Annotated in this window: 18 protein-coding genes; 7 read left to right on the forward strand and 11 right to left on the reverse strand. The window is 51.2% G+C overall.

The window, feature by feature from the left end; genetic code table 11:
- Positions 1-9: 9 nt before the first annotated feature.
- The 5 genes from OXH16_23925 to OXH16_23945 form a co-directional block, all read right to left on the reverse strand.
- Positions 10-1,107: a hypothetical protein gene (locus OXH16_23925; GenBank protein MCY3684452.1), complete on the reverse strand. Its 1,098-nt coding sequence runs from the start codon at positions 1,105-1,107 to the stop codon at positions 10-12.
- A 342-nt stretch (positions 1,108-1,449) separates the two neighbouring features.
- Positions 1,450-4,644, reverse strand: coding sequence for a sigma 54-interacting transcriptional regulator (locus OXH16_23930; protein MCY3684453.1), 3,195 nt, complete (start codon positions 4,642-4,644; stop codon positions 1,450-1,452).
- 377 nt (positions 4,645-5,021) lie between these two features.
- A complete protein-coding gene (locus tag OXH16_23935) occupies positions 5,022-8,231 on the reverse strand; it encodes a sigma 54-interacting transcriptional regulator (protein ID MCY3684454.1) in 3,210 nt (1,069 codons plus the stop codon).
- Between the two features lie 457 nt (positions 8,232-8,688).
- Positions 8,689-9,507 (reverse strand): PIG-L family deacetylase, encoded by an 819-nt coding sequence (locus OXH16_23940; GenBank protein MCY3684455.1) that lies wholly within the window; start codon positions 9,505-9,507, stop codon positions 8,689-8,691.
- Positions 9,508-9,516: 9 nt separating this feature from the next.
- Positions 9,517-10,701 carry an MFS transporter gene (locus tag OXH16_23945; GenBank protein ID MCY3684456.1) on the reverse strand — a complete coding sequence of 395 codons (1,185 nt, stop codon included), beginning with the start codon at positions 10,699-10,701 and terminating at the stop codon, positions 9,517-9,519.
- 101 nt (positions 10,702-10,802) lie between these two features.
- On the opposite strand from OXH16_23945, the gene OXH16_23950 reads away from it, so the two are divergent.
- A complete protein-coding gene (locus OXH16_23950; GenBank protein ID MCY3684457.1) occupies positions 10,803-11,606 on the forward strand; it encodes a MerR family transcriptional regulator in 804 nt (267 codons plus the stop codon).
- A 62-nt stretch (positions 11,607-11,668) separates the two neighbouring features.
- Here OXH16_23950 and OXH16_23955 read toward each other — a convergent pair whose 3' ends face one another.
- Complete coding sequence (locus tag OXH16_23955) at positions 11,669-12,415, reverse strand: hypothetical protein (GenBank protein ID MCY3684458.1); 747 nt, start codon at positions 12,413-12,415, stop codon at positions 11,669-11,671.
- A 51-nt stretch (positions 12,416-12,466) separates the two neighbouring features.
- Complete coding sequence (locus OXH16_23960; protein MCY3684459.1) at positions 12,467-13,270, reverse strand: NUDIX domain-containing protein; 804 nt, start codon at positions 13,268-13,270, stop codon at positions 12,467-12,469.
- A 198-nt stretch (positions 13,271-13,468) separates the two neighbouring features.
- Between OXH16_23960 and OXH16_23965 the strand changes: the two genes are divergently transcribed.
- Positions 13,469-14,665: an aminotransferase class V-fold PLP-dependent enzyme gene (locus tag OXH16_23965; protein ID MCY3684460.1), complete on the forward strand. Its 1,197-nt coding sequence runs from the start codon at positions 13,469-13,471 to the stop codon at positions 14,663-14,665.
- Between the two features lie 68 nt (positions 14,666-14,733).
- Positions 14,734-15,420 carry a cytidylate kinase-like family protein gene (locus OXH16_23970; GenBank protein MCY3684461.1) on the forward strand — a complete coding sequence of 229 codons (687 nt, stop codon included), beginning with the start codon at positions 14,734-14,736 and terminating at the stop codon, positions 15,418-15,420.
- A 50-nt stretch (positions 15,421-15,470) separates the two neighbouring features.
- Here the strand turns inward: OXH16_23970 and OXH16_23975 are convergent, their stop codons facing one another.
- From OXH16_23975 to OXH16_23990, 4 genes are read right to left on the reverse strand one after another with little or no spacing between them, the layout of a single operon-like run.
- Positions 15,471-16,883 (reverse strand): Glu/Leu/Phe/Val dehydrogenase, encoded by a 1,413-nt coding sequence (locus OXH16_23975; protein MCY3684462.1) that lies wholly within the window; start codon positions 16,881-16,883, stop codon positions 15,471-15,473.
- A gap of 35 nt (positions 16,884-16,918) precedes the next feature.
- Positions 16,919-17,809 (reverse strand): TIGR01777 family oxidoreductase, encoded by an 891-nt coding sequence (locus OXH16_23980; GenBank protein MCY3684463.1) that lies wholly within the window; start codon positions 17,807-17,809, stop codon positions 16,919-16,921.
- A 29-nt stretch (positions 17,810-17,838) separates the two neighbouring features.
- On the reverse strand, positions 17,839-18,252 hold the full coding sequence (locus tag OXH16_23985; GenBank protein MCY3684464.1) for a DUF420 domain-containing protein: 414 nt from the start codon (positions 18,250-18,252) through the stop codon (positions 17,839-17,841).
- Positions 18,253-18,255: 3 nt separating this feature from the next.
- On the reverse strand, positions 18,256-20,835 hold the full coding sequence (locus tag OXH16_23990) for a zinc-dependent metalloprotease (protein MCY3684465.1): 2,580 nt from the start codon (positions 20,833-20,835) through the stop codon (positions 18,256-18,258).
- Between the two features lie 172 nt (positions 20,836-21,007).
- On the opposite strand from OXH16_23990, the gene OXH16_23995 reads away from it, so the two are divergent.
- The 4 genes from OXH16_23995 to OXH16_24010 all read left to right on the forward strand — a co-directional run bounded on the left by OXH16_23995 (position 21,008) and on the right by OXH16_24010 (position 26,379).
- On the forward strand, positions 21,008-21,202 hold the full coding sequence (locus OXH16_23995; GenBank protein MCY3684466.1) for a hypothetical protein: 195 nt from the start codon (positions 21,008-21,010) through the stop codon (positions 21,200-21,202).
- Positions 21,203-21,293: 91 nt separating this feature from the next.
- Positions 21,294-22,964, forward strand: a complete 1,671-nt coding sequence (gene nadB / locus OXH16_24000) for an L-aspartate oxidase (GenBank protein ID MCY3684467.1) — start codon at positions 21,294-21,296, stop codon at positions 22,962-22,964.
- Between the two features lie 10 nt (positions 22,965-22,974).
- On the forward strand, positions 22,975-24,789 hold the full coding sequence (guaA, locus tag OXH16_24005) for a glutamine-hydrolyzing GMP synthase (GenBank protein ID MCY3684468.1): 1,815 nt from the start codon (positions 22,975-22,977) through the stop codon (positions 24,787-24,789).
- Between the two features lie 315 nt (positions 24,790-25,104).
- Positions 25,105-26,379, forward strand: a complete 1,275-nt coding sequence (locus OXH16_24010; GenBank protein ID MCY3684469.1) for a glycosyltransferase — start codon at positions 25,105-25,107, stop codon at positions 26,377-26,379.
- Positions 26,380-26,496: the final 117 nt, after the last annotated feature.

The raw sequence follows: 26,496 nt of genomic DNA on the forward strand, positions 1-26,496 counted from the left end.
GCGCGCCGTTCATGCGGGATCAGTATCAGCACCTACAACAACAGATAACGTTGGTCCACCACTGACTCCTACGACTTCGCTGAACTTAACTTTTGCGATAACAACGTCACCAATAGCGAAAGTAGAATCTGAACCTGCGTCCGTATGAAATGAGACATTGGAAACTGTAGGTACGATATTATCAATGCCACCATCTACTTTGTGACTAGCTTGATCTGAAAAACCTGAATAACGTCGGTAGGGAACTATACTAGTAGCAACGACTCCAAGTACAATAGGGTGAATCTTAGTATGTCTGAGGAAGTTATGCCAAGTACCATCATCGTCCTGGTAGCCCCCATCCATTTTAATACCATTATCATCCTGATCAGTCGATTGAACTGTGTAGCCAAAGACAAGCTTTTTGGTGCCAGAGCCACGGAGGTATGGTGCAGATTTCCATTTATCACCAACCCATAACCCAAGTGCAGGTCCTTGTTCACCTTCTTCGACATTTACTGAAGATAGTCCGCTAAAAGTAGCCTCTATCTCAATAACTTCATCTTGACCGTAAGTGTCAGTCAAGATAGGCGTAGAAACTATGTCTAAATCTGTAATCTTAAATTCGTCGTCGATAATAGTGATTACGCACTTGTTGTCGCGTTCCGGATTACTCATATCAACAACGTTGCTTGTAGGAGTGAAGCGTACGGTAAAAGTCTCGTCGCCCTCGAGCACGCTGTCTTGTCTAGTTCGAAAGGTGCGTTTTGCTCGGTTGGCATTTCGCTCGGAATCATTGCTCCATACCACATCTGAGTCCTGATGCACGTAGTCGGTAGAGTCAGCCGTTCCCGGTCTGGTCTGCCAGTACGCACCGAAGTTTGCGCTGTGCTCGTGGTTGGTCACCCGAACCAGGAATACATCTACGGATTCGCCTTCCACGACTGTCGTATCCGGACAGTCGAGGTAGAATTTGGCCGTGTCAGCAGGGACCTTGGTAGCAGCCGCGGGCGAGTCTTCCTGGGCAGCAGAAACTGTGGGCGGGTCTTGAAGGCTATTTAGCCCGATGAGGATGGCGATCACAACGATGTGTGCTGGCCACCCGAGTATGCCGGTTATCTTTTTCAAGTCATTCCTCCTTAAAAAGAGTGGGTTGTGGTTTGTTGGATCATTCTCGATCTGTATGTTGTGGCAGAAGACCACAGGCTGACTACCAATCCGACTGGGACCTTCTGCTGTTTTCGCTTAGAAATATCACGGCTGATGCTTAATGTGATTTTAACTATGCAATATCCGTGCCAACGTGATTTGTCACAAGATAATTTTGATTATAAAGTATTATTTATATTTAAGTAGTTAAAAAAGAAGATATAAAAGTCAGTCTGAAAAATTTATATTTTTAATCACTGTATATCGCGATATTTAATCATATATCGCGATTGTCGATATTAAGAATATATGATACACCATTTAAGGGCGTTTGATCTCCAGTTTTTTCATTTTGCTATACAGGGTAGAAGGCGGTAATCCCAGCATAGCCGCCGCTCCCCTATCCCCACTTATCCGATAGTTGGTGATTTTGAGCACTTCGAGAATATAGTGGCGTTCAAATTCATCCAAAGGCACGACTTCACGGTCTTGAGAAACTGTCACGGTGTTCTTTTTAAGATCAAGATCCGGACCTGCGATTCGGAAACCATACAGTCCCAGATCCCGCACTTCAATTTGAGAACCGCGGCACACGATTACGGCTCGCTGTATCGTATGTTCTAATTCCCGCACATTGCCTGGCCAATCGCAGGTTTGTAACACCTCGATAACCTCCGGCGTTAAGGGAACTATTTGCTTACCCAGGTGTGTGGCCATGCGATTTTTGAAAAACTCGGCAAGGTGCGGGATATCCTCCTTGCGCTCGCGCAAGGGGGGGAGATAGATTGGAAAAACCTGGAAACGATAATACAGGTCCTCGCGGAAGGCACCTGAACTGACCAGTTCCTCCAAATTGCGATTGGTCGCTGCCACAATGCGTGCCTGCACCTTCAGCGTCTCGCTACCTCCAACGCGCTCAAATGTACCCTCTTCCAGTAATCGCAACATCCTGACCTGTGTTTGCGGAGCCATATCGCTGACCTCATCCAAAAAGAGCGTGCCACCCTTCGCCAGTTCTACCTTGCCCAGCCTGCGAGACACTGCGCTGGTAAACGCGCCTTTCTCGTGACCAAACAGTTCACTGTCGATCAGCGTTGCTGGCAACGCTCCGCAGTTGACCTGGATAAAAGGACCATCGCTATTGGGACTCTGTGCGTGTAATACCCGCGCAGCCAATCCCTTGCCTACACCCGTCTCGCCTATAAACAGCACGGACAGATCAGTGGGTACTACCTTTCTGAGCTGGAATTGAAACTGTTGCAAAACCTCGCTCTGACCGATAAACTCGTTAGCTCCCTGGTTATTGAGTGTCGCCGTCAGGCCCTCAATACGCGGATCTGGCTCTACCGAGAGTTGAATCTGCGCCATCTCTGAGTAATTGAGATCGCGATCTATCGCTTTGACCTGAAACGTGTAGTCTCCCGGCGGCAAGTCCCGGTAGTAGGCCCGCGTCTTTCGTGTCGCAGGTTGCCAGTCGAGGTCGTATCCTTCAAGACGATAGACATAGAGCATGTCGCGGGGGTGTGTGGAAAAACTCATCCCCTTATACTCGAAAATTACCTGTTGGTCTGTCGTGGACAATACGACTTCTCCTAAATTCTCATAGACCTTATCGGCGACGACCTGAAGCAGGCGAATCTTGGGCGTAGTCTGCCGCAGACGGTAGCGCACCAGAGCGTTTTGGGCTGTACCGAAATAGAAGGCGCCATCGCGGTCTTCGAGTATTTTGAGCACCGGTCCTATGTGCGGTGATTTGATGGTCTGGAAAAGCTGTCCATCGTAGTGAACCACGCCGCCGTCTGTGCCGAGCCAGAGGTGGCCTTTCCGGTCCTCGAATAAGCAACGGATGCGGTTGCTCGGCAAACCGTCTTCAGTCGTGAAGGTCTGGAAGGCGCTACCATTAAAACAGGCAAGACCGCCCTGGGTAGCCACCCACAGGTTGTCATGGCGGTCTAATAGCAGGTCACTGACCCGGTCATCGATCAGCCCGTCTTCAACCCCGTAAAATTTGAGGTCATCTTTGGGATGCCAGCGTGCGAAGCCCTTGTCGATGTCAGAGAAATGTTGATGAGCGAGATAAAAATAGACCTCGCCATTGCGCCCGGCAATTACAGTACCGATATAGCTGAAAGGATCCTGAGTTTTATCTTTTAAAAAAATGGTTTGAAACTCTTCGCCCCGCTGATAAGTAAGTCTCAATGGACTGGCAAAAAGGTCTTTTTTTCTTTTGTCTTTTTTATTGTCCCAATGACCAAAGAGAAATTGACCTTCCCGATCCTGGGCAATTGCACAAATACTGCTTGAATCTGCGGTTGTTTGCATTTTTTTCAGCTTCTGCCCATCGTAGCGGAATAAGCCATTGATGCCGCCAAACCACAGATACCCGTCGTGGTCTTCGTAGATGGCAAAACAGTTATTGATATCAAAATCATCCTCAGGGCCTATCAGGTCAATGGTCTTTCCATCAAAGCGAAAGACGCTATTGCTTTGATATTTAAAAACAGGAGACACAGACCCCACCCATATATCACCGCGACTGTCTTGCACGATCTGCGAGACCTCACTCACGCTTTCAGAGGCTCTTGCACTGAAGTCGAAAATGCTGATACTATGCGCATCGTAAAGACCGACGCCACCCCACGTAGCAAACCAATACTGATATTCGCGATCCTGGAACACGGCTTTGACAGCGGGATGGGGCAACCCATCGGCAGGGGTAAACTCGCTGAACCCATCACCGTCTTGATAGAGCACCCCATTAGAAGTGCTAAACCACATCCGCCCTTCACGGTCGCACTGAATTTTGCGCAGACGACTATCCAAATCGACTTGAACAGGCTGGAAGTTGTCGTCAGTATAGCACCAGAGTCCGTTCTGAGGTCCACGCTGCCCGATCCACACATTACCGGTATCATCCTGTCCCACCGCATAGCTTACATCGCTTTGCGGAAAACCGTCTTTCTCATCACAGCGATGGAAGGATGTGCCATCGAAGCGGATGGGATGGTTAAAGCCAAACCACAGATGACCTTCCGAGTCCTGGGCTATACCCCGACACTGTTTGCGAAGAAGTAGCGGCTTGTAGTGCTTAAGGTAGAGCGGCATCAGGTCGTGGAACACAGTCCCGTCGTAATATCCCAGGGTCCTGTGACCGCCACACCATATACGCCCCTCACGATCTTCGTAGATGAACTGCACAGCACGGCCTGCAATCCCTTCATCTTCCAGATGGTGGAAATCTGATCCATCATACCAGCAGACGCCATTTGCGGTACCAAACCACAACCGATTCTGACTGTCCTTTTGAACAAAATAAATACTATCATTAACAAGACCGTCCTGTTGCGTAAAATTTCGAAACTCATCTCCATCAAAGCGACTAACGCCGTTGTCCCAGGTGGCGAACCAGAGATAGCCCGCGCTGTCTTCGGCAATGTGTTCAATGCGCATCCCGGCCAGGCCATCGGCTATAGAATAAGTCCGCCAGGTGCCTTTTTGGTTAAGTGATTTGAGCATAAAACCTCATGATACAGGTAAAAATTTTAGTTTGCATAAGAAAGAGTGGGGTATAATTTGCTGGGCCATTCCTACCAATCCGACAGGGACTTTCTGACGTTTTTGCTTAGAAATATCACGGCTGATTCTCTGAGCCCCAAAACAGTTCAAATTTTGGATCACAGATTCTTCTTTGCGAAAAAAGTTTAACTATGCAATATCCGTGCCAACGTGGATTTTGCACAAGACAGTCTTAATCATAAAGTATTATTTATGTTGAAGTAGTATAAAAATAGTATATAGAAAACAGTCTGGAATTTTATATTCCCAGTCACTGTATATCGCGGTATTTAACCATATATCGCGATTGCCGATATTAAGAATATATGATACACCATTTAAGGAATTTTGATGCCCAGTTTTCTCATTTTGCCATACAGGGTAGAAGGCGGCAATCCCAGCAGTGCTGCAGTTCCCCTATTTCCGCTTATCTGATAGTTGGTGATTTTGAGCACTTCAAGAATATAGTGACGTTCATATTCATCCAAAGGTACGACTTCGCGGTCTTGAGAAACTGTCACGGTGCGCCTTTTAGGCTCAAGAACTGTGCCTTCGATTCGAGAACCATGCAGTCCCAGATCCCGCACTTCAATTTGAGAACCGCGACACACGATTACGGCTCGCTGTATTGTATGCTCCAGTTCCCGCACATTGCCTGGCCAATCGCAGGTTTGCAACACCTCGATTACCTCTGGCGTCAAAGGAGCTACGTCCTTGCCGAGGTGTGTGGCCATGCGATTTTTGAAAAACTCGGCAAGGTGCGGGATGTCCTCTTTGCGCTCGCGCAGTGGCGGTAGTAGAATTGGAAAAACCTGGAAGCGATAATACAGATCTTCGCGGAAAACACCTGCGCTAACCATATCCTCCAAATTGCGATTCGTCGCTGCCACAATGCGTGCCTGTATCTTCAGCGTCTCGCTACCTCCAACACGCTCAAATGTACCCTCTTCCAGCAAGCGCAACATCCTGGCCTGTGTCCCCACAGCCATATCGCTGACCTCGTCCAAAAAGAGCGTGCCACCCTTAGCCAGTTCCACCTTGCCCAGCCTGCGAGACTCTGCGCTGGTAAACGCGCCTTTCTCGTGACCAAACAGTTCACTGTCGATCAGTGTTTCAGACAGTGCACCGCAGTTGACCTGTATAAAAGGTCCATTACAATAGTGACTCTGCGCGTGTAACACCCGCGCAGCCAATCCCTTACCCACCCCCGTCTCGCCTATAATTAGCACGGATAGATCAGTGGGAGCTATCTTTCTGAGCCGGAATTGAAACTGTTGCAAAACCTCGCTCTGACCGATAAACTCGTTAGCTCCCTGGTTATTGAGTGTCGCCGTCAGGCCTTCAATACGCGGATCTGGCTCTACCGAGAGTTGCACTTGTGCTATCTCTGAGTAATTGAGATCGCGATCTATTGCTTTGACCTGAAACGTGTACTCGCCCGGCGATAAGTTCCGGTAATAAGATCGCATCTTGCGAGTGGCGGGCTGCCAGTCAGCATCGTATCCTTCAAGACGATAGACATAGAGCATGTCGCTGGGGTGTGTGGAAAAACTCATCCCCTTATACTCGAAAGTCACCTGTTGGTCTGTCGTAGAGGCAATGACTTCTTTCGGGTTCTCATAGACCTTATCGGCGACAACTTGGAGCAGACGCACTCTGGGCGAGGTCTGTCGCTGGCGGTAGCGCACCAGGGTGTTTTGGGCTGTACCAAACCAAAAAGATCCATAGCGGTCTTCGAGTATTTTGAGCACCGGTCCTATGTGCGATGACTTGATGGTCTGGAAAAGCTGGCCATCGTAGTGAACTACGCCGCCGTCTGTGCCAAGCCAGAGGTGGCCTTGCGAATCTTCGAATAAGCAACGGATGGCATTGCTCGGTAGCCCATCTTTAGGCGTAAAGTTGTGGAAGGTGCTGCCATCAAAGCAACTGAGACCTCTTTGAGTAGCGATCCACAAATTGCCATCGCGGTCTTTGAGAAGATTATTGACCCTGTGGTCTATCAGTCCGTCTTCAATTCCATAGAATTTGAGCCCCTCTTCTGGATGCCAGCGCGCGAAACCCTTAGCGTTGTCGGAAAAATTTTGGTGAATGAGATGAAAATAGACCTCGCCATTGCGCCCGGCAATCACAGTACCAATGTAGCTGAAAGGATCCTTATTTTTATCTTCTACAAAAATGGTTTGGAACGCCTCGCCCCGCTGATAAATGATCTTCAAAGGACTGACAAGAAGATCTTTTTTTTCGATTATGTTGTTTCTTTCCCAATGGCCAAAAATGAATCGCCCTTGCGAGTCCTGGGTAATTGCACTGACACTTCTTTTCCCTAAACCTGCGATTGTTTGCATTTTTTTTATCTTCTTCCCATTGTAGCGGAACAAGCCATTGTGGCCACCAAACCACAGGTTCCCATCGCAGTCCTCGTAGATAGCGAAACAGTTGTCGATATCAAAGCCATCCTCAGTGCCTACAAAGTCAAAGTCCTCGCCATCAAAGCGAAAGACGCTTTTCTCCAGCCGGTTGAGAGCGGGAGCTACATACCCGACCCACATATCACCTCGCCGATCTTGTGCGATCTGGGAGATCTCGTTCACTCTTTTAGAACCCCTTGAGCTGAAGTCGAAAACGCTGATACTATGTGCATCGTAAAGGCCGACGCCACCCCAGGTGGCGAACCAGAACTGATGATCGCGATCCTGCAACACAGCTTTGACTGCGGGATGGGGCAGGCCATCGTCAGGGGTAAACCTGCTGAATCCATCACCGTCTTGATAGAGCACGCCCTCTGAAGTGCTAAACCACATTCGGCCTTCCCGGTCGCTCTGAATTTTGCGCAGTGGGCTACCCAAATTTATCTCAACAGGTTCAAAGGTGCCATCGGTATAGCACGAGAGTTCGTTTTTGCTTTCGTGCTGCCCCACCCACACCGTACCGGTATGGTCCTGCCCCACAGCATAGTTTATCTTGCCTCGCGGAAACCCCTCTTTCTCTTCATAGCGGTGGAAGGATTGACCATCGAAACGGATGAGGTAGTTAAAGCCAAACCACAGGTGACCTTCTGGGTCCTGGGCTATGCCCCGACACTGATTGGGCCACTCAGGAGAAGGTGGTTCCTGATACTGCTGAAGGTAGAGGGGAATCATGTCGCGGAACACAGTGCCGTCGTAATATCCCAGGGTCCTGTGACCACCACACCATATACGCCCTTCACTATCTTCGTAGATGAACTGGACAGGTCGGCCTGCGATCCCGGTATCTTCCAAATGGCGGAACTCTGCTCCGTCATACCAGCAGACACCATTTAATGTACCGAACCACAACCGTTTCTGACTGTCCTTTGAAATAAAATAAACGTGGTCGTTAACAAGACCATTCTGTTTGGTAAAATTCTGAAACGCGTCGCCATCAAAGCGACTAACGCCGTTGTCCCATGTGGCGAACCAGAGATACCCTTCGCTATCCTCGGCGATGTGTTCAATGCGTTGTCCCGGAAGGCCACTGTCTATGGAGTAAGTTCGCCAGATGCCCGTGCGGTCAAGTGATTTGATCATAAAAAAACCTCATGATACAGGTAAAAATTTTAGTTCACATCGGATAATATATTGCGAATATAAACCCTTCTTAATCTATGTATTTTCATAACCAAATTTTAAGGAAAAATGTTGCGATTTACGAATCTCTTTACCTGAAGAGTTGAACTGAAACAACCTGGTTTGTTATCATATTATTACCTCTTGATTTTTGAATTTTAAAACTATACATTTAAAAATAGAGTGGGTTATGGTTTGTTGGACCATTCTCGCTCTGTATGTTGCGGCAGAGGGCCACAGGCTGGCTACCAATCCGACATGGCCTTCTGCCGTTTCTGTTTCAACGAAAAATTAAAAATAAACTTGTGTTTTTTAATTTCATATTAAACAAAATAAAAGTCAAGATTTTCTATATTGTTACCTGTTTTATATGAGAAAAGGGCGCGTTTTGACGCGCCCTTATTTTTATCCGTGAAGTTTAGAAAAAGGGAAAAAGCACCGGGATGTTGTCATCTGTGAGCGCGCTGCCGTATTCACAGCCTTCAAATGCTTCGGCATATTGGATTTTTGAGCCGCGTTCTTGTCCGTAGTATTTGATCAGTAGGTCGCGATACCGATCCGCTACGGTGCGAAATTGAGTAAGGCGATGCCGCAACCATTCGCGGCGGTTTTGTGGCGATTCGGGTACCTGGTCGAGGTGGCCTGCGTTAAAGGGCAACCATTCGTACATTTGCGATGTGTGGCAGTGTAGCATGTCGATTTTTTTTTCGATGACATCGTCTATGGCTATGACGACATCGGGAGAAAATGGTTGCGGTTTTTGGAAGTTGTCGCTCAGGTACGCGATGACGGGGTTGTACGATAGGGCGGGGGTGTCTGTGCAGATGTTGGGTACGGTGACCATGTATGCCGAGTCCTGTACGAGGATGGAGGTGTAGCGGTGATCGGGGTGGTAGTCGTTGGGGCGATGGGTAAGGATGAGGTCCGGCGTATAGTTGCGAATCTGGCGGATGATTTTTTTGCGGTTTTCAAGGGTGGGTTCAAGTTCGCCGTCGTGGTTGTCGAGTACGTGGTATTCGATGCCCGCGACTGCCCCTGCTGCTTGCGCTTCGGCGCGGCGGCGACGGGCGAGTTCAACGCCGCCTATTTCGTGATGGCCCGCGTCGCCATTGGTGACAGAGACAAATTTTACCTCGTGCCCGAGGTTTGCGTATTTGATGGCGATGCCGCCCGCTTTGATATCGCAATCGTCGGGATGGGCGCCAAAGACGATGATTTTCAGGGAATGGTCGTTCATAGTGGCTCCTCAATTCAATGGGTTTTCGTTTTTTCCATGCAGGCGATAGAGGCCCACACCGCAGGCGAGTGCGCCGAGGCAAAATAAGACGGAGATGCCAAAGGGCCAGACGGGACCCCAGTCGATGAGTTTTCCGCCGCCGAGGCTGCCGGAGAGCATGCCCAGGCTCCAGGCGAGGTGGGCTGCGCCAACGACGCGGCCTTTTTCGTCTTCGCGGGCGATCAATTGTATGAGGCCCGGCATGGTGGTTGAGAGAGACCAGGCTGAGGCGGTTGCGAGAATGCCAAAGGCATAAATGCCAGTAAGGGTGTGCGCGGTCAGGGCGAGGCCGAGGGCGCTGATGGCGACGAGCGATGCGGAGACGAGGATGGGGCGCCAGCGCCCAATGCGGTCGCAAAGCCGACCGGTGAGTACTTGAAAACAGGCTGCAATGATCAGGCTGATGGCACTGTAATTCGTGGCTGCAGTGCTGGTGCCCGCAATGCGAAAGATGAGCAGAGGTAGGAGGAGAGTGACGGCACCCCAATAGCTGGTGGGCAGATAGCGGATACCCAGCAGGAGGCACACGTCGAGACGGCGGAATAGTTGAATAAGTGCAGATAGATTGCGAACATTGTCGGCAGATTTTGGTGAGGGGATCGCAGGGAGGACCAGGATGCTCATCAGGACGAGCACTACCCCTGCGAGTGTGATGCAAAAACCGAGGATTTGAAATCCGAATGCATCGGCGATGGGGCCAGAGAGAAAGTTTCCCGAAGCAGAGCCGAGGGTGTTGCCCAAAAAATAACCGGCCGATGCGATGCCGATGACAGACGATGGGGCTGCGCTGATGAGATAGCTTTGCCCACCGGCGCTGTTAAATCCAGAGGAAATGCCGATGCCGGTACACAGGGCAGTCAGGAGGAGAGGGTCGCCGCTGTAAAAAATAACGCCGGCGAGAATAGGGCCCAAAGTGCCGAGGACGTAAACGGGCTTGACACCCCAGGTGTCGGCAAGGCGGCCCGCGGGCACGGCAAAGACACCGCCTAAAATGAGAAATGCTGCGCGCAATCCCCCGGAAAAGAGGGGTGTGCCGAGCAGGTCCGCTTCGACATATACGGGGAGGAGGGTGTTGAGGGGGGCAGAGACAAAGCTGCTAAAAAAAGAGACTATGAGCAGGGCGATAAAACGGCGATTGAGGAGTTCGGAATACATTTTTTAAATTTTTTTATTTTCGCCCTTGACTCTCCAGTTACTGGAGGGTGTATATTGTCCGTTGAAGGCCTTCAAACACCCGTATCACATGGAGAGAATCCATGCTCAAAATTGGAGAATTTTCCAGGCTTGTCGATGTGCCGGTCAAGACATTGCGCTACTACGACGAAATCGGTTTGTTCAAATCCGATTTCATCGATGAGCAAACCGGCTACCGCTTTTACTCATTCGAGCAACTCCCGCGGCTCAATCGCCTGCTGGCGCTCAAAGATCTGGGTATGTCGCTGAACCAGATTGATCAAATGCTGCAAGAAGACCTTTCGGCTGATCAACTGCGCGATATGCTTTTGCGAAAACAGGTCGAACTCGAAGATCTCGCCAGAGACATTCGGGAACGCATTGCCCGCGTGGAAGCCCGACTGAGTCTTATCGAAATGGAGGATAAAATGCCAGATTATGAAGTTGTTATCAAAACAGTTGATCCGGTTCTGGTCGCTTCTAAACAGGAAGCTATTCCACACTTTGCTGCCATTGGCTCTGTGATGGACCGCCTGTACAATGGGGTTGTCGCCCATGTAGTGGAACACAAGGGGCAGTTTGCGGGACCGGGCATTACGGTATGGCATGAAAATTTCAAACCCGAGGCAAACATACCAATTAAAAAAACCATACCAGAAGGTGATGATGTCAGGGTTCACGAGTTGCCGGGTGATCAAATGGCGTGTCTGGTACATCACGGAGGCTTTGAAGGTTTTCCTCTGGCCTATAAAGCGGGCGTTCAATGGATTGAGGCCAATGGCTATGAGATCACCGGACCGAACCGGGAAGTGTATTTGCAATTTAGACCCGATGGCAATCCGAAGGATTATGTGACGGAAATACAGTTCCCCGTGGCAAAAGTATGAGCGGGGCGGGTTTTAAACCCGCCCGTACATCAGCGTCCGACAAGAGAAATACCGGGATGGTTTTATGCCCCGGTATTTCTCTTGTATATGAAGTCCGATTTAAATTTTTCGATGCAGTCGTGGCGGGTGCCTTCGAAGAGGTAGATTTTGCCGCGTATGGTTGCGGTTTCTTCGGGCGCGAGGGCGCCTGCGCGAATCGATTGGTGCATGCAGCGCCAGGGGTTGTGACCCTGAACGGATAGAAAGTCTGCCCAGGCTATGCCCGCTACCCATGTGCGATCTGTGGATTCGCGTATCAGAATGCCGCCTGTGGCATTGATGGGCGATGTGGGCCATTTGTCAGACCAGACGGTTTCAGTGTTAATTGCGTTGCGATAGGTGTGGTTGTAGTGTATGTCGCGATGGATGAGGGGGATCAGGCCTTCTTCGGCGAGGAACCAGGTGCGCTCGTGGTCGTCGTCAAAAAATGCCCGGGTTTCAGAGACTTCGGGCTGTTTGCCGGGGTTAAAGCAGGGGATGATCGCGGCAATTTCGGGCCAGGTGCGCTCGGTTTTGTTGGTGATAGAGAGCAGCAGGTCAGCCCCATTTTCACATCCTGCGACGTTGAGACACAGGCCGAGGTCAGGGTGTTTGAGGACACCCGCATCGTCAGTTAGTGTTTTTTGCGGTACATGAGCACCACCTGTGTGCTGGCCCGGGTGTATGGCTTCAAACATGTTCCACTCGTAGAACCAGAGGTACATGGTCAAATCATCTCGCCCAGTGGGTGTGAATGAAAATCCGCGTCGCCATTTATTCAATGTGATCATTTTTGCTTTCAGTCCCCGCTCAATTCTTCCGGCCTGCGGGTTTTATTTTGCTTATCCTTCAATCCTGATTATCCTGATTGATCCTGATTTAGATATTTTTGCCATGTCATTGGGCATGAAAATTTCGTGGCGCTCGGGGTCGGAGTAGCCTTCGATTTCCATGTGGGTGACGCCGGGGCTTTCGATAGCGGCTTTAACAATGTGTTTGTTAAATGTGCTGACAATTTCACTGGAGAGATACTCTGAGACGGGCAACCAGAGGCATTCTTCGATTTCTTCGGCCTGTATGGAAATGTTTTCGCTCAAGGGCGAGAGGCGGCAGACAAAGTAGATGTCCGATTTGTCGTAGCGGTAGCCGTGCCAGTGCCGGAAGCAGACCAGTTTTTCAAATTTTGTACGCACGCCGGTTTCTTCAAAGACTTCGCGCTGGACGCAGTCGGCAATGTGTTCGCCCGGATGCAGAGCGCCTCCGGGTAGTTTGTAATATGGCGATTCAGAGCGGCGGTGCAATTCGCTGACGACCAGGAGTTCTGCGCGCTCGTTGATGACGACTCCACCAGCGCCGATGTAATGCGTGGCGTATTCGGGTATGAGGGCGTTGGGTTCGAGGCGTTTGGTGAGTAAAAGATAATCTGTTCCCGAGTGGTGAAATGTGAATCCCGATTGTGTTGCCACTGGAATGAGCGCGGCCCGTTCAATGGGGATGTTGATCCAGACGACCTTAAATGCCTCGCGTTTCCACTCCTGGAGGGATGCTGAAAGGCGCGTGCGAAATTCCTCGGGATCAGACGGCAGTGCTGCTGGGTCCAGTTCAATGCCCTGAAAGCGGTTTGGCGTGGCTTCGAGTATTTGCATGGATTACCTCATTCATAGGATGGTTGTGACCGGCACATGGTAAGGAACATCACAAAATCGGGCAAGGGATTTGCGGTGGGCAGTTCTACTTGACAGCGGTCATGAGGACAATCATATTGAATAAAGAAAAAAATGATGCGCGAGGTTGAAACAGTTGATGGGGTGGAGGCGTTAAATGGTTATCGAGGGAGAGGTCATATGGTGTCTATTTTTGAACAGTTGGGCGTAAGAACCATTATCAATGCTGCCGGGCCGGTTACGCGTTTGAGCGGGGCGCGCATGGATGAGGATGTGATCGATGCTATGCGCGAGGCATCGCAGGTGTGCGTAGATATTGCAGAGCTACAGGCTGGGGCAGGGCAGTTGATTGCCGAGGTGACAGGTGCCGAAGCCGGGTATGTGACATCGGGTGCTGCGGCGGGCCTGGTGCTCGCAACGGCGGCATGTGTTACGGGTATGGATCCGGGAAAGATGAACCGATTGCCCGATACTTCGGGGATGAAAAATGAGGTGATTATGCCCCGGTCACATCGAAATTTTTACGATCACGCGGTGCGTTCGGTGGGTGTGACACTCATTGAGGTGGGTATTCCAGACCGATTTAGCGGCGCAGGGGTGCGCGATACAGAAGCCTGGGAAATTGCCGATGCGATAACCGATCAGACCGCGGCGATTGTTTACGTGGCGCAGTCTTTCGCGCAGCCTCCTTTGCCACAGGTGACGGCTGTGGCGCACAAATGCGGTGTGCCCGTCATTGTCGATGCTGCCGGACAGTTGCCGCCAGCGGCAAATTTGAAGCGGTTTATCAGCGAGGGTGCCGATGCGGTTTGTTTTAGCGGCGGAAAAACCATTGGCGGGCCTCAAGGGGCGGGCATTTTGTGTGGTCGTCGGGATCTGATTTCATCAGCGGCATTGCAGCATCTGGATCTGGATGTACATTATGACCTGTGGAACCCACCTCCTGGATTGATCGATAAATCAGCATTGCCAGGTGCGCCGCAGCACGGGATTGGGCGACCGTGCAAGGTGGGAAAAGAGCAGATTGCGGGGCTGATGGTTGCACTGCAAAAGTTTGTCGCAGAAAGCGACGAGGCGCGGCAGGCACGCTGGTCGCAGTGCCTTCAGAATTTGGCAGATGAGATAAGTGATTTGCCGGGGTGCGATATTAGCATGGATGCCTACCGCACAATACCCATTTTGCGGCTCGCGCTTTCTCCGGCGGAAAGAGGCGTGGAAGTGGCGCGGCAGTTAATGGAAGGTGATCCGAGTATTCATGTGAGTACATCGGGCGTTTACGATGGCGTGTTGATTTTTAATCCCATGTGTTTGTCAGGAGATATGATCAAACCGATTGCCGATCGGTTAAAAGCGTTAATTACGAGTTGCGATTCGTGAGATTCCCAACCATTGTACGCAGGCTTTGCCTGAGCACTAATTCCCCCATTTTACAAAGGAGGCGTGCCATGGGTGTTATCACTATTTCAAGGGAATACGGTAGTGATGGCCGTACGGTTGCCCGGAAGGTTGCCGAGGCACTGTCTTATCACAATATAGATAAAGAGTTACTCGTTGAGGTGGCGCAAAAAGCCCAGGTGCCCGTGTCAGAAGTTGAGCGGTATGACGAACTACCCGAACATCCCGCTCTGAGAATTTTGCGAAAATTTCTCACGCCCGGATACGCAGATACCTTGACGGGGTTGTCGGAATACGAGTGGTGGGCAGCGGCGACCGTGCCCGAGTTGTCGGAGCACAAAGAGCAGGCGCTGACGACAATGGATGAAGAGGTGTATGCGAAATTGACTGCAGAAGTGGAGGTGCAGTTGGCCGATCAGGGCGATGTGGTCATATTGGGGAGAGGTGGGCAAGCAGTGTTAAAAGGTCGCGAAGATACGTTGCATGTGCGCGTGGTGGCGACGCAGGATTTTAAGCTGGATGTGGTGAAAGAGCGCGATCAATTGACCAGCGACGAGGATGCAATAAGGCGAATGAGAGGGGTGGATGAACGCCGCAGGACGTACATCAAACGCCATTACAAGGTGGCCTGGGATAATCCACATCTGTACTCTGTCATAGTGAATACCGGCTTTCTGGGCGTTGATGGTGCCGTAGATGCGATTGTTTGTGCGGCACAGAAGGTGATCCGCAGATGAACGCAGATGAACACAGATTGTAGGGGCGAGGCATGCCTCGCCCTTCTTTTTTAAAGCCCCATTTCGATATACGCCCGTGCGATTTTTTCTATGGCGATGACAAAGGCAGCTGTGCGTAAATCCGGCACGTTGTCGCGCGAATTGCGGATTTCACTCATGGTTTGATAGGCTGTACTCATGGTGTCTTCGAGGCCTGAGCGCACGAGGTCCAGTTCATCTGAGCCATAGGAGAGTCTTGCTTTGAGATGGTCGGGGACGGGTTTGCCAACCATTTCTTCCAGGGCGTTGATGATTTGCGCGCCGCGATGTGCTTCGTGGCGTCTATCGAGGCGCCCGAAGCGGATGTGCGAGAGGTTCTTGATCCATTCAAAATAAGAAACTGTGACGCCGCCCGCATTGAGGTAGGCGTCGGGTATGATGGTTTTGCCGGCTTCGCGCAGTACGTTGTCTGCCATGTAAGTGACGGGTCCATTGGCCGCTTCTGCAATTACTGGCGCTTTGATGCGCCTGGCATTTTCAAGTGTGATCTGGCCTTCAATAGCGGCTGGTATAAGTACGTCGCATTCTGCTTCGAGCAGGCTTTTGCCATTTGCAATATAGGTGGCTTCTGGAAAGTGTTTTAATGAACCGTGTTCCGCGCGGTAAGCAGCGACTTCTTCAACCGAAAATCCCTTCTCTGACATTATTGCTCCTTCGCGTTCAATAATGCCGATGATGCGCGCGCCACCTTCTTCTTCGAGATATTTGGTCGCGTGAAAGCCCACATTGCCCAATCCCTGCACGATGATGCGTTTGCCTTCCAAATTGCCTTCCATTCCCGCGTTTTTGACGTCTTCTGAGTTGTTAAAAAATTCCACGATGCCGTAAAATACACCCCGCCCGGTTGCTTCGACGCGCCCCTGAATACCGCCCTGTGAAAAGGGTTTGCCCGTTGTGCAGGCGATGGCGTTGATGTCTTCCGGGTGCAGGCTGCGATACGTGTCTGCGATCCAGGCCATTTCCCGTTCTCCGGTTCCCATGTCGGGTGCTGGGACGTTGAGGGCTGGATTGATATATCCCTTTTTGATCAATTCCTGTGCAAAACGCCGGGTAATGAGTTCGAGTTCGTGCCCGTTGTATTCTCGAGGATCAATGCACAGCCCACCTTTGGCACCGCCAAAGGGCACATCGACGATCGCGCATTTGTACGTCATGAGTGCGGCGAGTGCTTCTACGTCATCCTGGCTGACTGTGGGTGCGTAACGGATGCCTCCTTTGACGGGCAGGCGATGCTCGCTGTGAACCGAGCGCCATCCCGTGAAGATGCGATAGCTGTCGCGGAGTTTGACAAAGAAGCGCACCAGGTAAATGTTGTTGTTGATTTTAATCTGGTCGGCCAGTCCCGGGGGCAAATCGAGCGTTGCTACTGCGCGGTCAAACATGAGGTCAACGCTTTCTTTGAAGCTGGGTTCAGGTGAAGCCATAAGTATTTCTCCGGAAATGGTGAGATGAAGTGTTCTTATAACAGATGACGCAGGGCAGGCTCGAGGTGGGGATGGGCAAAGGAGAAGCTGGTGTTTTCGAGGCGTGAGGAGATAACGCGGGTGCTTGCGAGCAAGAGAGCATCGGCCATTTCGCCGAGTGCGAGTTTGGCGGCAAATGCGGGTAGCGGAAAAATTGTCGGGCGAGATAGGACACGACCGAGGGTTTTGGTAAATTCGCGATTGGTGACAGGCGTTGGCGATACGGCGTTGATGGCACCGCTGATGGATTCGTGGTCTATTGCAAAGAGGAATAGGGAGATCAGGTCGTCGAGGGTGATCCAGCTCATGTACTGATTGCCCGATCCGATGATGCCGCCCAATCCCAATTTGAAGGGCAAGAGCATTTTGCCGAGTGCCCCGCCTTCGGGGGATAGAACAATGCCGATGCGCGGGTGAACGGTTCGTATGCCAGCTTCTGTGGCGGGTTTGGCGGCGTTTTCCCAGGCGATGGATACGTCGGGGAGAAAGCCTTCTCCTGGCGGGCTGTCTTCGGTGAGGATTTCGTCGTTGCGGTTGCCGTAATAACCGATGGCAGATGCGGAGATGAAGACTTTTGGCTGCGGAGATATAGACGCGAGTGTTTGGGCGAGCAAGGAGGTGCCCTGTACGCGGCTGTCGCGGATGCGCGCCTTTTGCGCTGCGGTCCAGCGTCGGGAGGCGATGTTTTCTCCGGCGAGATGTATGACGCCATCTATGTTGGTGAGGCGCGAGGGATCGAGGGTATTAGAAGATGGATCCCAGGTGATTTCATTGTCGTTGTGGGTATTGCGCCGGGTGAGAGATAAGACGCTGTCACCCCGTGTACTCAGTGCAGTTTTGAGTGCCGAGCCGATGAGGCCAGAGGCACCGGATATTAGGATTTTCATGACGGTCAACTTTCGAAATTGGGTGCTGACTACTGTTGATAGAGCATCAGGTAGATGACGACACCGGTAATTGAGACAAATATCCAACTGGGCCAAATCCATCGGGCCAGGCGGCGGTGGCGATCAAATTCGCCTTTGTAGGCTCGCCAGACAAGCGCGATGATAAAGGGTACGTTGACGGCAGCGAGGATGATGTGCGGGATGAGTATGGCAAAGTAGATTGGGCGCGTCCAATCGCGGTGTGGATAGGGCACAGAGCCGACTTGACTGTGATAGATGAGGTATGAGGTCAGAAAGAGAGCCGATAAGATCAATGATGTGACCATGCATTTTTGGTGCGTTTTGATGTCGCCGCGTTTGATATAGATGAATCCCAACAGAAGAAAGATGGTGCAAAGTCCGTTGAGAAAAGCGTTTGTCGCGGGCAGGTCTGTGATGGACATAGTCTAAGGTTTATCCAGTGCCTGTTCAATCATGTGGAGGATATAACCGGTGTGAGCTTCGGTGCTCGCATCGGTTGTTTTTTTGGTTTCGAGCATGTTTTGTATGTCTTTGAGGTTGTGCAGGGCAATGGCGCGAGATGCATAGATCCGTTTGCTTTCGGGGTCGATGATGTCGGTGAGTCGATTGACGTATTCAGCCTGCAAGTTCTGGCGAAAGGAATTGACTGTGCCTTCGGCGTCTGCGGCAAAGACGGCGTCGGTTAAGTCTGTCATCATATCGGATAGTGCGTATTTGTTGCCGTAGAGCGCGGTGTCGAGCAGGCGAGCTTGTACTGTCGGGTGTAAGAGGTGGCTGAAGACGCGCTGTTGAATACCGATTACGCGGTCGTGAATTTTGGGATCTTCTGGGGCGCGGGAGAAGCCGAATCCGCGTCGTTGTTCCTGCAAATGGTTATAGAGTCCGGGCGGCATATCAAATGCATTGGGCGATAGGACGTATTTGGCGAGTGCGTCCATCGCGCGTTTCTGGTCGGCGAGAGCTACTGGCGTGAATGGCCGGGTTGCGCCGGGTTGGCCGATGACTGCGCGATCGACGTAAATGCCGCCGATATAACGGGAGAGGACGGTTGCGGCATTGCGATGCTGCGCGGTGAGAATGAGGTAGGCTGTTTTCAGTTCGTGATAGGTGTTGCCTGGGGTGTTGTATTTTGCGAGGATTTTATTTTTGACGTCGTGTACCAGCTCTATCCGGCCTGTGGCCTGGGCAATGGCATCGCTGCTGAGGTCGTAGATCATCACGCGCGGGTCAATGCCGCGATTCGACGAGCGCATGTCGTCGGCGTCGTTGCCAAACAGGAGTTCGGGGTCTGTGGAGCGCGCGAGTATTTTTTCGAGGCGTTTTTGTTCGTCTTTGATATTGTCCCGCCCTGGGGAATATCCGAATTCAATGGCCCAAATATCGTAGGGACCAGGGCGCGTGGTATAGTAATGTCCCTGTTTTTGACCGGGCAATGCGAGGTTGACGCCTGGGTAGTCCATGACTGAACCCGTGAGGCCCATTTTGCCGGTTCGGCTTTTGTCGTGCAGTTGTGCTGGGGTGTGAAGTTGACTGGATTTCATGTTGTGGCTGAGACCGAGCGTGTGGCCGATTTCGTGCAGGATGAGATAGTAGATGCTCTCTTTGAGCAGTGCGTCAATTTCAAGTTTGGACGCGCCAGAAACGCGCAGGGTCTGGGTGCCAAATAGGTTGGATACGTGTAGCTCGTGGCCCAGGGAACAGTATTGGGGCATGTCTGAATCGGTGGTGGGTGCTGCGTTGTCAAAGAGCTTGTCATAGCGCAGGCTGTTTGTGAGAAATACAAATTCGAGCATGATGTCGGCACCCAATATTTGCCCGGTCCGCGGGTTGACAAAGCTCGGTCCATATCCGCCAAATGGGGGATTGGGCGACGAGGTCCAGCGCAGGACATTGTATCGGATATCGCCTGCTTCCCAATCGGCATCATCGGGTTGTTCTTTGACATGTACAGCATTTTTGAATCCAGCGGCTTCAAAGGCGATATTCCAGGCGAGAGCCGCTTTTTTGATGGTTGAACGCAGTTCTTTTGGGGTGGTGTTTTCGATCCAATAGATGATTGGTACGATTGGTTCGGAGCGTGTGGCTTTGGGATCCCTTTTTTTTAAGTGCCAGCGGTGGATCAAATCGCGATAAGGTGTTGCGCTTTTGGAGGTCAGGTCGGTTACTTGTGTGCTAAAGTAACCGACGCGCGGGTCGTCAAATCGCGGTTGGTAATCATTTTTTGGCATTTCGATCAGGGTGTGTTGCAGGGTGATCGTCACATTGCGGGCATCGGTTATGCCGTCGCCACCGCCTTTGGGATTGGGATTTTCATAGGTGTAGGCGATGATGAAGTCCGTGTTTTTGGGATAATTTTTGATGGATAGGCATTTGGTTTTGATTTTGCTGAGTCTGCCCAGGGAGAAATTGTTGCGGTTTTGCGTTCGGTTGACGCGATGGAGTGCTTCCGTGAGGAAGATACCGTCGGCTTTGATGAGGATGTTGCCCGTGGAGTCATTGCGTGCTGCAATTTTTTCCGACACGAGAATAGAAGGGCTGATGTTGGCTTCGGCTGCGCGACTCAGGGCGTTTTGGGGATCGAAATAGTACGCGGTGTTTTCAGAGATGATTTCGATTTTGTCAAAGTGCTTCTGAATGGAAAGCACGCGGCTGCCGCGATAGTTGCCCCTGTATGTTCCCGCCGATACAGGGGCGTTAACGGTGTGGGTGAAGTAGATGTATTCTTTGCCGATTTGCGATTCGCGGATTTGCAATTGCAATGCGCCTGTGGTCGTGTCTTCATAAACGGTGAAGAGGCCGGGGTACTTGCGGCTGGATTTGGTGAGGTCGGCTATGGTTTTTTTGGGTGCGTCCTTTTTGGGCGTTTCCTTTTTTGGGGTTTTTGCGGAATCTCGTTTGGCGACTTTTGTCGAATCCGCAGGTTGTTTTTCCTGTGCCTGAACGGGGAATGCGATTCCAAAGACGAGGGCGACTGCAATTAATAGGCGTTGAAAATTCACGGTCATATCTCCTTTCTATTCATTATGGATATCTTCGCTACGCAAAATTACCCAATTGTTTTAAAATTTTCAAGTGTGTATGTCGGCGATATGAGCTATCAATTGACTTTGTGTTTTTTTTCTGTATCTTTTTCGTTCAATTTTTTGAAGGATTGGATCACTATCGCGAGGTTTGAAAATGGCAGAAGCGGGTAGCGCGTGGTTGACGCCTAAGGAGATCGCGGATCGATTGAGTAGTCGAAAAGCGCGAGAAGTACAGGAAGATTTGCTCTATGGGCGCCGAACACGGCGTGAGATATTGGATCTGGTGATGGAAGCTGTGGGCTGCAATGAGTATTCGGCGGAAGATTTTTTGCGTGAAATTGTGAAGTGAGTCCAGGCGACCACAGTTTGATTTCAGGATGTTTGCCGCGTATCGAATTATCAATACGCGGCTCAATATTTTTTGACCTGTAGGGTATGACATGTCTGAGGTTTCTAAGTCTGATTATCTGGTCATTGGCAGTGGTATTGCAGGCCTTTCATTTGCGCTTAAAGCAGCAGAGACCGGGTCTGTTACCCTGATTACTAAAAAAGAGTTTCAGGAATCCAATACCAATTACGCACAGGGCGGTATTGCTTCTGTTTTGCATCCAGACGATTCGTTTGCGCTTCACAGGGAAGATACCATTCAGGCTGGCGCGGGTTTGTGCCGCGAAGATGTGGTGGATCTGGTGGTGCAGGCAGGTCCCGATATGGTTAAGGCACTCATTGCCTGGGGGGCCGAGTTTACGCGAGCGAGTGAGGAGGGTGTGAAGGCGAGTGAACAGCGTACAACTCAAAATCTCGCGCTCGGGCGCGAGGGCGGGCATTCGAAGCATCGCATTGTGTATGCCGCTGATCTGACCGGGCGAGAGATTGAGCGGGCGTTGACCGAAGCAGCGGCAGCACATCCCAATATCGCGTTGTACGAGCATCACATGGCGATTGATTTGATTACGGAACACCATGTGTATGGTTCGAAAATTTCAACGCCGGGGAAAATTCAGTGTTGGGGTGTTTACGCACTGGATGCCGTGCATGGACAGGTGAAGACCTTTTTGGCAAAGTTTACGCTGTTGTGTAGCGGTGGGAGTGGTCAGATTTATTTGCATTCGACCAATCCGGCCATTGCAACGGGCGATGGTATTGCCATGGCGTATCGCGCAGGCGCAAGTGTGGGCAATTTGGAGTTTATGCAGTTTCATCCCACGACGCTTTATCACCGGGATGCCGATTCATTTTTGATTTCTGAAGCGGTGCGCGGGCATGGCGGTATTCTGGTGGATCGGGCGGGGCGGGCGTTTATGGCCGATTATCACGAGATGGGGCCGCTTGCACCTCGGGATGTGGTTGCGCGGGCGATTGATAGCGAGTTGAAAAAGAGCGGTGATCCCTGTGTGTTTCTCGATATTACACATTGTCCGGGCGCAGAGCTTCAGGAACGTTTTCCCACGATTTATGAACGGTGTTTGCAGTTTGGCATTGATATAACGCAGCAGCCCATTCCGGTTGTGCCCGCGGCGCACTATATGTGTGGTGGGGTGTTCACAGATACGCAGGGGCGCACGGATATCGAGAGGCTTTACGCTTCGGGTGAGGTCGCCTGTACGGGGTTACACGGGGCAAATCGCCTGGCGAGCAATTCGCTGTTAGAAGCGCTGGTTTTTTCTGATCGCGCGTTTTCCGATATCCGACAGCACATAGATGCGCGGCTCGATTTTCCCGATGTGCCGGCATGGCAAGACGATGATGTGTTTAATACAGAAGAATGGGTGTTGCTATCACACGACCGGCAAGAGGTACAGCGTTTGATGTGGGATTACGTGGGGATTGTGCGGTCGGATTTTCGTTTGAAGCGCGCAGCCCGTCGCATTGGCGTGATTGTGCAGGAGGTCGAAGAATTTTATAAGCGCACACAAGTTACCGAGGCATTGCTGGAGTTGCGCAATATGACGACTGTTGCCGCGCTGACTGTGCGCTGTGCATTGTCCCGGCGCGAAAGCCGGGGGTTGCATTATACACTCGATTGTCCCGTGCCGTTCAAATCTGCAAAAGATACAGTGGTGTCTGCTTGGGAGACGTGGGGTGCGGGGCTACCGGTTATTGAAGTGTGAAGGAGTTTTTATGCGCGACGGCATTGCCGTGATTGATTTTGGCGGGCAATATGCCCATTTGATTGCCAATCGGGTTCGCAGGTTGCGGGTTTATTCCGAGATTTTCCCGCCGGATGTTGATCCTGTGACATTGCAGGGCGCGTCGGGCATGATTTTTTCGGGTGGTCCCTCCAGTGTATATGATCCCGATCCGCCCGCGTTTAATACCGAATTGCTGGATACCGATTTGCCCGTGCTCGGGCTGTGTTATGGGCATCAGTTGTTGTGCATGCATTTGGGGGGCGAGGTTGTTGCTGGTGAGGTGCGAGAATACGGTTCTGCCAGGTTGAATATTGCAGGTGGGTCGGATTTGTTTGCCGGGCTTGGCGATTCCCAGGTGGTGTGGATGAGCCACGGTGATGTGGTCGCAACGTTGCCCAGGGGTTTTGAAATTTTGGGGGCGACCGAGGATTGTCCTTCTGCAGCGGTTGGCGATGTCAAACGCCGAATCTACGGTTTACAATTTCATCCCGAGGTGGCACATACGCCGCGCGGATTGGATATTCTCGATAATTTTTTAACGATATGCGATGCGCCTCGAACCTGGACTATGGGCAATTATGCCGAGGTGGTTATGGAGGAGATGCGGGAGAAGGTGGGAGATCGCAATGTGTTTTTGCTGGTGTCGGGCGGGGTCGATTCTTCGGTGGCTTTTGTGCTGTTTAACAGGGCGCTGGGCGCAGATCGGGTGTTGGGATTGCATATTGACAATGGTTTTATGCGAAAGGGCGAGACGGCTGCGGTGGAGGTTTTTCTGAAAAAGGAGGGGTTTGACAATCTGATTGTCGTGGATGCCAGTGACGATTTTTTATTGGGTGTGGAGGGTCTGGTCGATCCAGAAGCAAAGCGCGAGGCGATTGGACAAACATTTCTGCAGGTGAAGGACGAGGTAATGGCGCACTTGCATTTGGATGCAGATCAATGGGTTTTGGGGCAAGGTACGCTTTATCCCGATACCATAGAATCGGGAGGGACAGAGCACGCGGCGTTGATTAAGACGCACCACAATCGCATTGATTTGATCGATGAGTTGATTGCACAGGGCAAGGTTGTCGAGCCTTTGGCGCAGTTGTACAAGGATGAGGTGCGCGAGTTGGGGAGCGAGTTGGGGTTGCCCAATCATCTGGTGTGGCGACATCCGTTTCCCGGTCCCGGTCTGGCTGTGCGCTGTTTGTGCTCAGATGGTGCAGTGGATGGGGTTGATATTGCAGCATCTGAGCGGGCTGCTGCTGAGATCGCTTCTGAGGCGGGTTTGCAATTGCGGGTTTTGCCCGTTAGAAGTGTGGGCGTTCAGGGCGATTTTCGCACGTACTCGCATCCCGCGATTGTTTCGGGTTTCACAGCCGAAAGCAATGGCGATTGGCGCGTGCTCGAAGATTTGTCAACGCGGATTACCAATAGCGTGCCGGGTGTTAATCGCGTGGTTTGTCTTATTGCGCCAGATGTGTTGCCCGGGTTGCGTCTCAAACGCGCATTTTTGACCTATCAGCGGCTCGATGTTTTGCGGGAGGCCGATGCGATTGCTATGCGCGTGCTCGACCGCGCAGGTCTTATGCCTGCTGTGTCTCAGATGCCGACTGTTCTGGCGCCGTTGACGACAGATGGACAAGATGAGATTGTGATTTTGCGCCCGATTACAACTCCGGACTTTATGACTGCGCGATTTGCCGAGTTGCCCCACAATCTGGTGCGCGATATGGCGGATGAGATACTTGATCTGCCCGGTGTCGCTGCCGTGGGGTACGATATTACCCACAAACCGCCTGGGACTGTGGAATGGGAGTGAACTGGATGATTTATAAGCCAGGGAAATGCGAGGACCAACCCTCTAAAAAAAATAAATATCAGTGTCGGACAGAGGTATTTTTTTCACTTTTAAAAATTGAAATGGAACAAAATGAACATCTTTCTTTAAATAGTTAGCAAGCGCAGGTCTGCTAACGCAAATTATATATCCTTGTTTTTTAGTGCCTTAGAATATTCTGAGGCACTTTTTTTTGTTTTTTTCGAAAATGGGCACGGTATTTGCAGGATATGCTGTGTGCAAATCGCACTCGTGTTAATGCGGCAGGGATGTCCGCGATGATAGAGGGGTGAAGTTTTGAAAAATACTACGGTTGCATTTTATAGCCAGCATCTCATTGGCGTGGGGCACCATTTTCGCAATCGACAGATTGTCAATGCGTTGGTCAAAACATGCGATGTGTTTTTCATCGATGGCGGGAGACCAATTCCCGAGGCCGATCTCGATGAAGGAGTGGTGCGTATTCCCCTGCCGCCGCTTCGCGCGGGCGCACAGGGTCTTGAGTCTGTTGATACAGAACGCGACTTGCAGACTGTGATGCGCGAGCGTCAGGTCAGGCTTTCCGAAGCGATGGAACAGATTCATCCCGATGTGTTTTGTGTTGAGTTTTTTCCTTTTTCCCGGTGGTCGCTCAAGAGCGAGATCCTCAATACAATAATCAGACTCAATGAGGTCAATCCCGGCGCGAAGGTGTTGTGTTCGCTGCGGGATATTCCCACACGGGCAAAGAGCGATGAATTGCAACCGACTGTCGCGCTTGTTCAGAGACGCGATGGGGACGCAATGCGGTTTTATTCGGTGCCTTTTGGTGGGATACATCACGAGTATTTGGCTTTTAATCGGCGGTATTACGAGGAGGTTGTGCCCGTGTTGAATCAGTATTTCGATGCGGTACTGGTGCATGGCGATTCCAAACTGTCGCGGTTGAAAGATCACTTTCCCTGGGTTGCTGATATCGGTATTCCCATCATTTATACGGGGTTTGTTTCTGAGAAACTCGAGGACGCATCTCGGCCTGGTCGTGCGCCTGATCGGTATGTGCTGGTCAGTGCTGGGGGTGGGACTGAAGGGCTTGCGCTTGTTGCGCCGTGTATTGAAGCGTGGAAACAATTAGACCAGGAGGATGCACACGCTGGACGCGAGATGGTGATTTTTGCCGGTGCGTTTATCGATGAAACGCATTTTGAGGCTTTGCGCGAGTTATGTGGTGATGGCCCGTTTCGCATTGAGCGCTTTACGTCCAATTTTTTGGTGTGGATGAAACACGCGGATTTGTCGATTAGTCGCGCGGGCTACAATACCTGTATGAATGTGCTTGAGACACAGGTCCCGTCGATTCTGGTTCCGAGCATTGCGATGGATGATCAGGAATTTCGCGCACAGCAGTTGATGGGGTTGGGCATTGCACAGGTGATACATCCCGATCAACTCGGTGCGGGAAAGATGGCAAAAGCTATTGCCGAAATGCTCGAGGGTTCTGTGCCCGAACACCATCTATCTCTGGATGGTGCCGAGCAAACGCGAGAATTTATAGAATCAGCGGTGCAAGGTAAAAAACGAGGTGAAAGATGAAAATTTATGTGTCACACCCGTATCACGACCACGAGAAAGTGATGGCGTCGAATAGCGGGGCGTCCCTTTCGGGTTTTAACCATGTGCAGGCACTATCGAAGTATTGCGAGGTGTATA

The organism is Gemmatimonadota bacterium (genome assembly GCA_026705765.1).
In the GTDB taxonomy this organism is placed as follows: Bacteria; Latescibacterota; UBA2968; order UBA2968; family UBA2968; genus VXRD01.

Coding starts and splice junctions, on each gene's coding strand:
- OXH16_23930 (MCY3684453.1), bottom strand. CDS start 4,644: ATGCTCAAATCACTTAACCAAAAAGGCACCTGGCGGACTTATTCTATA.
- OXH16_23935 (MCY3684454.1), bottom strand. CDS start 8,231: ATGATCAAATCACTTGACCGCACGGGCATCTGGCGAACTTACTCCATA.
- OXH16_23940 (MCY3684455.1), bottom strand. CDS start 9,507: ATGAACGACCATTCCCTGAAAATCATCGTCTTTGGCGCCCATCCCGAC.
- OXH16_23945 (MCY3684456.1), bottom strand. CDS start 10,701: ATGTATTCCGAACTCCTCAATCGCCGTTTTATCGCCCTGCTCATAGTC.
- OXH16_23950 (MCY3684457.1), top strand. CDS start 10,803: ATGCTCAAAATTGGAGAATTTTCCAGGCTTGTCGATGTGCCGGTCAAG.
- OXH16_23955 (MCY3684458.1), bottom strand. CDS start 12,415: ATGATCACATTGAATAAATGGCGACGCGGATTTTCATTCACACCCACT.
- OXH16_23960 (MCY3684459.1), bottom strand. CDS start 13,270: ATGCAAATACTCGAAGCCACGCCAAACCGCTTTCAGGGCATTGAACTG.
- OXH16_23965 (MCY3684460.1), top strand. CDS start 13,469: ATGGTGTCTATTTTTGAACAGTTGGGCGTAAGAACCATTATCAATGCT.
- OXH16_23970 (MCY3684461.1), top strand. CDS start 14,734: ATGGGTGTTATCACTATTTCAAGGGAATACGGTAGTGATGGCCGTACG.
- OXH16_23975 (MCY3684462.1), bottom strand. CDS start 16,883: ATGGCTTCACCTGAACCCAGCTTCAAAGAAAGCGTTGACCTCATGTTT.
- OXH16_23980 (MCY3684463.1), bottom strand. CDS start 17,809: ATGAAAATCCTAATATCCGGTGCCTCTGGCCTCATCGGCTCGGCACTC.
- OXH16_23985 (MCY3684464.1), bottom strand. CDS start 18,252: ATGTCCATCACAGACCTGCCCGCGACAAACGCTTTTCTCAACGGACTT.
- OXH16_23990 (MCY3684465.1), bottom strand. CDS start 20,835: ATGACCGTGAATTTTCAACGCCTATTAATTGCAGTCGCCCTCGTCTTT.
- OXH16_23995 (MCY3684466.1), top strand. CDS start 21,008: ATGGCAGAAGCGGGTAGCGCGTGGTTGACGCCTAAGGAGATCGCGGAT.
- nadB (MCY3684467.1), top strand. CDS start 21,294: ATGTCTGAGGTTTCTAAGTCTGATTATCTGGTCATTGGCAGTGGTATT.
- guaA (MCY3684468.1), top strand. CDS start 22,975: ATGCGCGACGGCATTGCCGTGATTGATTTTGGCGGGCAATATGCCCAT.